General features: G+C 50.0%; 2 protein-coding genes. Both read right to left on the bottom strand.

Features of this window, described 5'->3' with window-relative positions; all coding sequences use genetic code 11:
- Positions 1 to 7581, bottom strand: a 7581-nt coding sequence (srfAB, locus tag V6D44_RS21190; RefSeq protein ID WP_442893328.1) for a surfactin non-ribosomal peptide synthetase SrfAB, incomplete at its 3' end; no start/stop codon positions are given.
- Positions 7582 to 7593: 12 nt separating this feature from the next.
- Positions 7594 to 8904 (bottom strand): condensation domain-containing protein (locus tag V6D44_RS20875; RefSeq protein ID WP_333516858.1); only part of this gene is annotated, 1311 nt, incomplete at its 5' end.

Below are 8904 nucleotides of genomic sequence, written 5' to 3'. Positions count from 1 at the left end.
AAGAAGCGTTTGTTTTTCTGTTTCGGTGACGAGTGACAGGCTGGAAAGCGGCTGGTTCGGATCTTCCGCAACAGCCTTCAGTAAACGCAGAACATATTCGCTCCATTTCTCAGCCGTTTCTTTTGAGAACAGATCAGTCGCATATTCGAGCTGCAGGCCGATGCCGTTTTCATCAGTAAATCCGCCTAATGTCAGATCAAACTTAGAAGTTCCTTGATGGGACTCGTAAGGTGAAATGCTTAGATTCTGCAATGCGAGCTGTTCTTTATCAGGATTTTCTGTCGTCACCATTACGTTAAACAATGGATTTCGGCTCATATCCCGAGGGAGATCAAGCTGATTGACCAAATCCTCAAACGGATATTCCTGATGCTCCAGCGCTGACAGGTTCGTCTGCTTCGCTTGCTCGAGGAGCTCTGTAAATGTTTGCTGTTCTTCCGCTTCCATTCTTAAGGCAAGCGTATTAACGAACATTCCCGGCATGTCTTGGACATCAGCATTCGTCCGGCCGGCAGTAACGGAGCCGATGACGATATCACGCTGTCCGGAAATTTTGCTTAAAAAGACGTGGAAAACAGCGTGAAGCACCATGTGCAAGGTCGTCCCAGTTTCCGAGAGCAGTTTTTCTACCGCCTTTGCCGTCTCACTCCCCGTACGGAAACGGACCGTGTCCCCTTTAAAGCTTTGCACAGGCGGACGGGCGTAATCGAGCGGAAGATCAAGCTCAGGCAGCTCGCTTGAAAGAACCGAGAGCCAGTACGCTTCATGCTCCTTCATCCGCTCCTTCTGCTCCGCTTCATTTTGCCAAACGGCGAAATCCTTATAATGAAGCGCCGGCTCCGGAAGCTGATCTCCTTTGTAAAGCAGTGCCAATTCTTTTACAAAAATGCCTCTTGATACGCCGTCTGCGATAATATGATGCATATCCAACAGCAGCAAATGTTTTTTCGCTTCAATTCGAAGCAATGCCGCGCGAATGAGCGGTGCATCGTTTAAGTCGAATGGCTGGATAAATTCCTTGATTTTTTGTTCCGCTTCATCTTCTTCCGCTTCAAACACGTGAAGATCAATCGCCGCCGCCTCCATAATGCGCTGAACAGGCTCACCATTTGCTTCTACAAATGACGTACGCAATGACTCATGGCGGTTCACAAGCTGATTGAGCGAGTCGCGCAGACGAGAAATATCAAGCTCGCCTTCCATCAGAAGAACAGATGGCATGTTGTAGCTAATCGTCTGCCGGTCAAGCTGATTCAGTACATACATCCGTTTCTGTGCGGATGACAGTGGGTACATCTCCTGTTTGTCAGCCGGTTTGAGAAAGTGATGGGCGCCTGAAACCGCCGATGCCTCCATATAAGCCGCCAGCTGGCGGACAGTCGGCTGCTCGAACAAAGCTTTAAGCGGTACGGTTTTCCTCAATTCGGCCTGAATGTTGGCGATGAGCATCATCCCTTTTAAGGAATGGCCGCCTAAATCGAAGAAATCGTCGTCGATGCCGATCGCTTCTATGCTAAGCGTTTTCTCCCAAATGCGGCATAGACTCTCTTCAAGCGCTGTTTCCGGTGCGGCTGAGGCCTTGCGTACGGATTGTGCCGCGTTCGGCTTTGGCAATGCGTTTCTGTCGGTTTTCCCGTTTGCGGTCAGCGGAATGGCGTCCACCTGCACAAAAAAAGCAGGAATCATATGAGACGGCAGTGTTTGTGAAAGCTGGTTCCGGAGCTCTGCTTTTTCAATGGCTTGCTCCGACGTATAATACGCGCAAAGCTCTTGAAGCCCGCCCTCGGAAACCGCCAGCACTACCGCTTCTTGAATGTCGCTGAGGCTGAGCATGACCGTTTCAATTTCCTTTGGCTCAATGCGATAGCCGCGGATTTTCACCTGATCATCAGCCCGGCCGATAAATTCAAGTGTACCGTCAGAAAGTCTCCGCACGACATCTCCGGTTTTGTACATGAGGCTGCCCGGTGAATATGGATTTTCAACAAACCTCTCCGCCGTCAGCTGAGGCCTGTTGAGATACCCTCTCGCAAGCCCCTGTCCCGTGATATAGAGCTGGCCGCTCGCTCCCGGAGGCACAAGCTTTAATGCTTCATTTAAGACAAGCGCGCCGGCATTCGCAATCGGCTGTCCGATTGTCGGGCGTTTCGCGAACGCATCCGGTTCAGATAGATCAACCCGTCCGGCGATGGCGCCGATCGTTGCTTCAGTCGGGCCGTAGTGATTGATAAATTCGGTATGTCCGTACACCTTGCGGAAGGCGAGAACATCAGCCGGAATGATTTTTTCTCCTCCCAAGACAATCAAGCGCAAGGATTTAAAGTTTGGCTCTTTTGTAAAGCTGGCCGTATTCACCATCGTATGGAACAGAGACGGTGTCAGTTTGATATAAGTGATCCCGTGCTCCTTGATATAACGCCCCATTTCATCCGGCGCCGTATAGGTTTCCTTCGGCACGATGTGGAGCTCGCCCCCTGCCAGAAGCACAGGGAACACGCTCGTATAGCCCAGATCGAATGCGTAAGACGAAAGCAATACAGTCTTATCGCTTTCCGTTAGAACCGCCTCTTCACTAAACCAAGAAACATAGTTTGTCAGATTGCGATGCTCGATCTGCACGCCCTTCGGCTTCCCGGTCGTACCGGACGTATAAATGACGTATGCAAGATTATGAGACCCGGAGATCGGTGAGGGGCGCTCCTTACTCGCATTTCTCCATTTCGCGTCATCAAGGTTGACGATTGTTCCTTCATATTGCCCAATGGCCGTCATGTTTCTTTCGTTCACGACCGCAATTTTCGCTCCGCTGTCCTCTAGTGAATAACGGATTCGTTCTTCAGGCGTATCAGGATCAATCGGCAGGAAAGCCGCCCCCGCTTTCATGACACCAAGAATCGATACCATAACCTCAGCTGACCGATCCATGACAATCGCGACGATGTCTTCACGCCCTGCCCCTTGCGCGCGAAGATGATGCGCCAGCTGGTTCGCCTGTTCATCAAGCTCGCGATAGGTCAGCAGATTTCCCCCAGACCTTACCGCAGGATGATCAGGTGTTTGTTGGGCCTGTTTTTCGAAAAGAGCTGCAAAGGTTGCTTCAGTCTTTTGAGTCATATGCCTTTCTTCAAGCAAAGCAGCCGTTTCTGCTGGTGAAAGTAAGTCTGCATCAGACAGCCGGACGTTCGGATTAGCCGCGGCCGATTTGATGATATTGACAAAGTGGCTGCTCCAGCGGCGGATCGTCTCGTCCTTAAACAGGGCAGTCGCATAGTCAAAGCTTAGGCCGATATCCTCTTCACGCTCGACTGCTTCCAAGGAGAGATCAAATTTCGCGACGTGATGAAGCATGGAATACGAAGAAATCTTCAAATCTCCTAATCTCAATGAAGGAATCTCCATATTCTGCATGTTGAACATCACGCTGAACAGCGGACTTCGGCTGGTATCCCTTGTAAGCGGAAGCTTTTCAATCAGCTCCTCAAGCGGATAGCTCTGGTGCTCGAAAGCTTGAAGGCTGGCTGTTTTGACCTCTTCAAGGAATTGCGCAAAGGTTTTATCCCCCGCAGGCGCCGTTCTTAATGCCACCGTGTTGACAAACATGCCCGGCACACCTTGCAGATCAGGATGTGTTCTTCCCGCAGTCGGCGAGCCGACAATGATATCGTCCTGTGACGCGTACTTAGAAAGAAGGACATTGAACGCCGCCAGCAAAAACATGTACATTGTCGTATCCGTTTCGGCCAAGAGTGTCTTAATTTGAGCCGTCATCTGTTTATCAAGCCCGAACATCACGCGCTCTCCTTCAAAGCTCCGTTCAGCAGGCCGCTCGAAATCCGCCGGAAGATCAAGAATCGGCAGCTCGCCTTTAAAGGTATCGAGCCAGTATGCTTCATCCTTTTGATGATCAGCCTGTTCTTTATGCCAGACAGCGTAGTCTTTATAGTGAACCCGCGGCTGCTCAAGATCAGCGCCTTGATACATTTTGGCGAGATCACCGATCAGAATGCCTGTTGAACTGCCGTCAGTAATGATATGGTGCATATCAATGAGCAGCAGGTGGCGTTCTTCTTCAAGCTGGACAAGCTTCGAACGGACGAGCGGCGCGCGGTTTAATTCAAACGGCTGAATGAACGCTTTGATCATCTCTTCCGCGTCTTCTTCCCGTCCCTTGGCAGCCTCCAGCTGGAACGATATGTTTTTATGAATGGTTTGTACAACCTCTCCGTCGATCATGTCAAACGATGTACGGAGAATTTCGTGCCTGTTGATTAATTGCTGAATCGCGTTTTCAAGCCGGTCTTTCTCTACTTCTCCCTCCAGCAAAAGTACAGCGGGGACGTTGTAGCTTGTGTTTGCTTGTCCAAGCTGATTGAGGATATACATTCTCCGCTGGGCTGGGGATACAGGATAATGCTGCTGATAAGGTGCTTGCCTGATCGGTTCAAACGTCTGCTCCTCCTTGCCTTCGTTCTCTTCCAAATACAGCGCCAGTTCTTGAATGGTCGGCTTTTCAAAAAGCACTTTTATCGGCACTTCCTTATGAAATTGCTCTTGGATTTTCGCCGTCATCATCATCGCTTTCAACGAATGGCCGCCGATCATAAAAAAGTTATCGGTAACGCCTGCTTTGACGCCGAGAATCCCTTCCCAAATCTCCGCTAATTTCTTTTCACTCTCTGTCTCTGGTGCTGCGTATTCCCGCTGTACAGCTTCTGATTGAGGCGCAGGCAGTTCTTTTTTGTTGATTTTTCCGTTCGGCGTGAGCGGCAGGCTGTCCATCTGAATCAAATGGGCGGGAACCATATAATCAGGCAAAGCCTGAGACAGCGTTTTTCTCAGCTCGCTCACAGATACTTCGCGGTCCGCCGTAAAGTACGCGCAAATTTCATTTTCATCCGCTTTGTTCTTGCGGATGATCACCGCAGCCTCTGTCACATGATCCGCCATGTTCAGTTTTGCTTCAATTTCGCCAAGCTCAATTCGGAAGCCGCGCACCTTCACTTGATTGTCGATTCTGCCTAAAAACTCGATATTCCCGTCCGGCAGCCATCTCGCCAAGTCGCCAGTGCGATAAATCCTTTCACCCGGTCTGAACTGATCTTCGAGAAATTGCTTCTCCGTCAGTTCAGGGAGATTGACATATCCTCGCGCTACACCAATTCCTCCGACGCACAGCTCACCCGGCGCGCCAATTGGCTGCAGACGCTGCTGTTCATCCATGATGTAGGCAGTTGAATTTCCGATAGGCTTCCCAATTGGAATAGAGCCGCTGTACTCACGGTCGATCAGAAAACTTGTTGAAAATGTCGTGTTTTCTGTCGGGCCATATCCGTTCCACAACGAAAGCGACGGCGATGCCTGTTTCACTTTGCTGACGATATGCGGCACGAGCGCGTCTCCACCGATGATTAAATGGCGTAATGTGCCGAACATGCCGGCGTCCTTTGCGGCAAGCTGGTTGAATAAAGGTGATGTCAGCCACATGGTCGTGATTTTCTGTTCACGCAGGAAGGCCGCAAATGGTTTGGCATCAAGCAGCGTCTCTTTTTTGACCGGATAAAGCGCTGCGCCATTCAGCAGTGCGCCGAATACCTCAAAGGTGCCGGCATCAAAGCTGACAGCTCCCGTTTGCGCCATGCGGTCCTCCTCGTGAACAGGAACGTAACCGGCATTTTTGACGAGGCGCAAGATGCTTTTATGTTCAATCATGACGCCCTTCGGTTTGCCCGTCGAACCAGATGTATACATGATGTATGCCAAATCAGACGGAGAGGATGGCAGATTGAGATTGTCAGCCGCTTCGCTCTCTTCAAAACCGCTGTCCAGTGTAAGAACCGGCACTTGCAGCTGCTGCGCCTGCTCTGTATAAGACTTTCCGGCCAATACCATGCGAATCATGCTGTCCTCCGCCATGAAACGTAGACGGTCCTCAGGAAGCGCCGGATCAAGCGGCACATAGGCGGCGCCTGCTTTTAACACAGCCAGCATACCGACAACGGTTTCTGCCGAGCGGTCGTTCATAATCGCGGCTGTTTCCCCTTTGTGAAGACCTTGTTTGACAAGCTTTCTCGCCAGACGGTTTGCCGCTGCATTCAGCTCACGGTATGTCAGCTCGGCTCCTTCATATACAACGGCAGGGCTTGCCGGTGTCCGTTGCGCTTGCTCTTCAAACACTTGATGAACGGCCACCCCTTCAGGGAATTCGGCTTTTGTCTGGTTAAACACCTCGACCATTTGCCGCTGCTCTTCGTCTCTCACAAGCCCGTACTCACGCACATAAGCGTCCGGCTGATCGACAGCCGCTTCCATCATGCGGGTGAGGTGCTCCGCTGTCCGTTCGATAAAATCGGAATCAAAGGCGGCTCCGTTATATTTGATTTTGACGGTCCACGTTTTGCCCGGATATACAATCAGGTTGAAGTCGAAGCTTGTTTGCTCAAATGCGCTTTCTAACTTGATAGAAAATCCGAGGCGGTCTTCCATGCTGCCATTTTCAAGCTCTTGATCAAGCGGATAATTTTCAAACGCGACCAAATGGTTCAAGAGATTGCCATCAAGGGCTGAGCGTTTTTGAATCTCATATAGCGGCACGTAATCGTAGCGCTCCGCCTCTACCGCATGCTGCTGGACAGCTGAGAAAATATCAGCAAAAGCTGCATCACGATCAACTTTTACCCGCACCGGAATGGTGTTGATAAACAGCCCCGCCATCGTTTCAATCCCGTTGATTTCAGACGGCCGTCCCGATACGACCGTGCCGAAGACAACGTCATTCGCAAAGTTGTATTTGCTGAGAACAATACCCCAAACAGCCTGAAACAGGTTGGGCCCTGTCACTTGGTGACGGTTTGCAGTTTGCTGAATGCGGGCAACCAGTGTTTCGTCCCATGTAAATGAGTATTCTTTATTGACATACTCGTCTTTTTTCTCAGGCAGGCGGCCCGGAAGCACGCTCGGCTGTTCAAAACCCGCCAAGCGTTCGCTCCAGTAGCTCTCTGCTTCTTCATTGTCTTGTTTTCCGAGCCACTTGATGTAGTCGGAATAAGGTTTGCCCTGACTGTTTGCCGGTGTCCGGCCTCCTCTGAGCGCCTCGTAGTTTTGGAACAGGCTTTTCATGAGCACGCCCATGCTCCAGCCGTCCATCATAATATGATGATTGCTCCAGACAAGATACAGCTGATCTGCGTCAAGACGGAAAACCGCCACCTTGAACAACATGTCTTTTGCCAGGTTAAAACCTTGGCGCTGCACATCTTGTTTATAACGCTCAATGTGCTCTTTCTGGCGGTCTGCGTCCGCATGACTAATATCTTCATAGTGCACCTTTGTTTTGCGTTCAGCTAACACAACCTGACGCGGTTTTTGCAGCTGCTGATGCACAAATACCGTACGGAGAATATCATAAGACCGAATCAGTTCATTGACGCTTTTCTCAAAGATTTCAAGATCAAAAGCACCGTGAATCCCAAGCTCTAATTGTGTGAAGTACGAGGAAGAATGCGGATCAAGCATCGCATGATACAGCATTCCCTCCTGCATTGGTGTCAGTGCGTACACCTTTTGAATCGACTTTTTGCTCATATGCCACCTCTATTAGAAAATTTCCATTAATTTATCTAGTTCATCCAGCGTCAAATCGTCGTCGCCAAGGTCACTCGGCGTCAGTTCCGTTCCATCTTGAGATAGGCAATGTTTAATGATTCCGAGAAGATGGGCTTTAAAACTGTCGCTGAATGTCTGTATCGTTTTTTCATGAAACTCAAGAGAATGATAGGCCAGTGACATCGTCAGTTTTCCGTTTTCGATATATCCGACAACATCGAGCGCGTTCGGTTTTTCTGTTTCCGGGCTTAACGACTGTCCTGACGGCAGCTCTGATCTCTTGAACAAGCCTGCGTCCGACATGTCGTCGAACTGTCCTAAATAGTTAAAGCTGACATCCGGCTGAAGCAAGAACGCCACATCTTCTTTGTGTTCCGGCGCCGTCAGATAGCGCAGAATGCCGTATCCGACTCCCTTATTCGGTACATGTCTGATATCTTCTTTCATTTGCTTCAGCTGGTAGCCCAGATCATCCGCATGCTTCATATCGAGCACCATCGGGTACATGCTCGTAAACCAGCCGACTGTGCGGGAAATGGTCAGGTCTTCTATGATTTCTTCACGTCCATGCCCCTCTAAATGAACACTTACTCGATCCTGACCTGTCCACTCCTTCATCGCCAATCCGAATGCCGTCAGCAAAATATCATTCATTTCTGTGTGATATGCCTCATGCACCTTTGTGGTGAGCTGTTCTGTCTCTTCAGCAGTCAGCGAGAATTCGATTGTCTTTGTATGTTTCATTCGCTGATCACCAGATTCGCGATCCTTCGGAAGCTTTGCCGCGACAGTCTGTTCTTCAAGCTGTCTCCAATACTCTTTTTCTTTCAAAAAGGCTTTGGAATTCGCGAAGTCTTGCAATCTCTCCGCATACTCCGCAAATGAATGTGTTTTCTGCGGGAGAACCGGTTCATTGCCTTGCTCAAGCTGTGTATAAACCGCGGCGAAATCCTCCAGTAAAATCCGCCACGACACGCCGTCTACCACTAAGTGGTGAATGGCAAGAAGCAAGTGGTCTCCATCTTCCGCTTGGAACAAGCCGGCTTTTAACAAGCCGCCTTCCTGTAAGTCAATGCTGCTTTGCAGCCGTTCCGCTTCTCTCTCTATGCGGTCTTCATGATCTTTCGCTTGGCCCTCAATTTGGATGATCTCCAATTGAGCTAAAGCAGCATCAAGTCCTCTGTTATATTGAACGACCTCTTTCGTTTTCTCACGATAAACCATGCGGAGCGCGTCATGATGTTCAATCAGCGCCTGCAACGTTTTCTCCACCCGTTCAGGGTCAAAGCCCTTCGCGGCGTG

It is taken from the genome of Bacillus sp. 0209A (assembly GCF_036765095.1).
In the GTDB taxonomy this organism is placed as follows: domain Bacteria; phylum Bacillota; class Bacilli; order Bacillales; family Bacillaceae; genus Bacillus; species Bacillus subtilis_G.
This window is presented reverse-complemented; position numbering and strand designations above follow the sequence as displayed.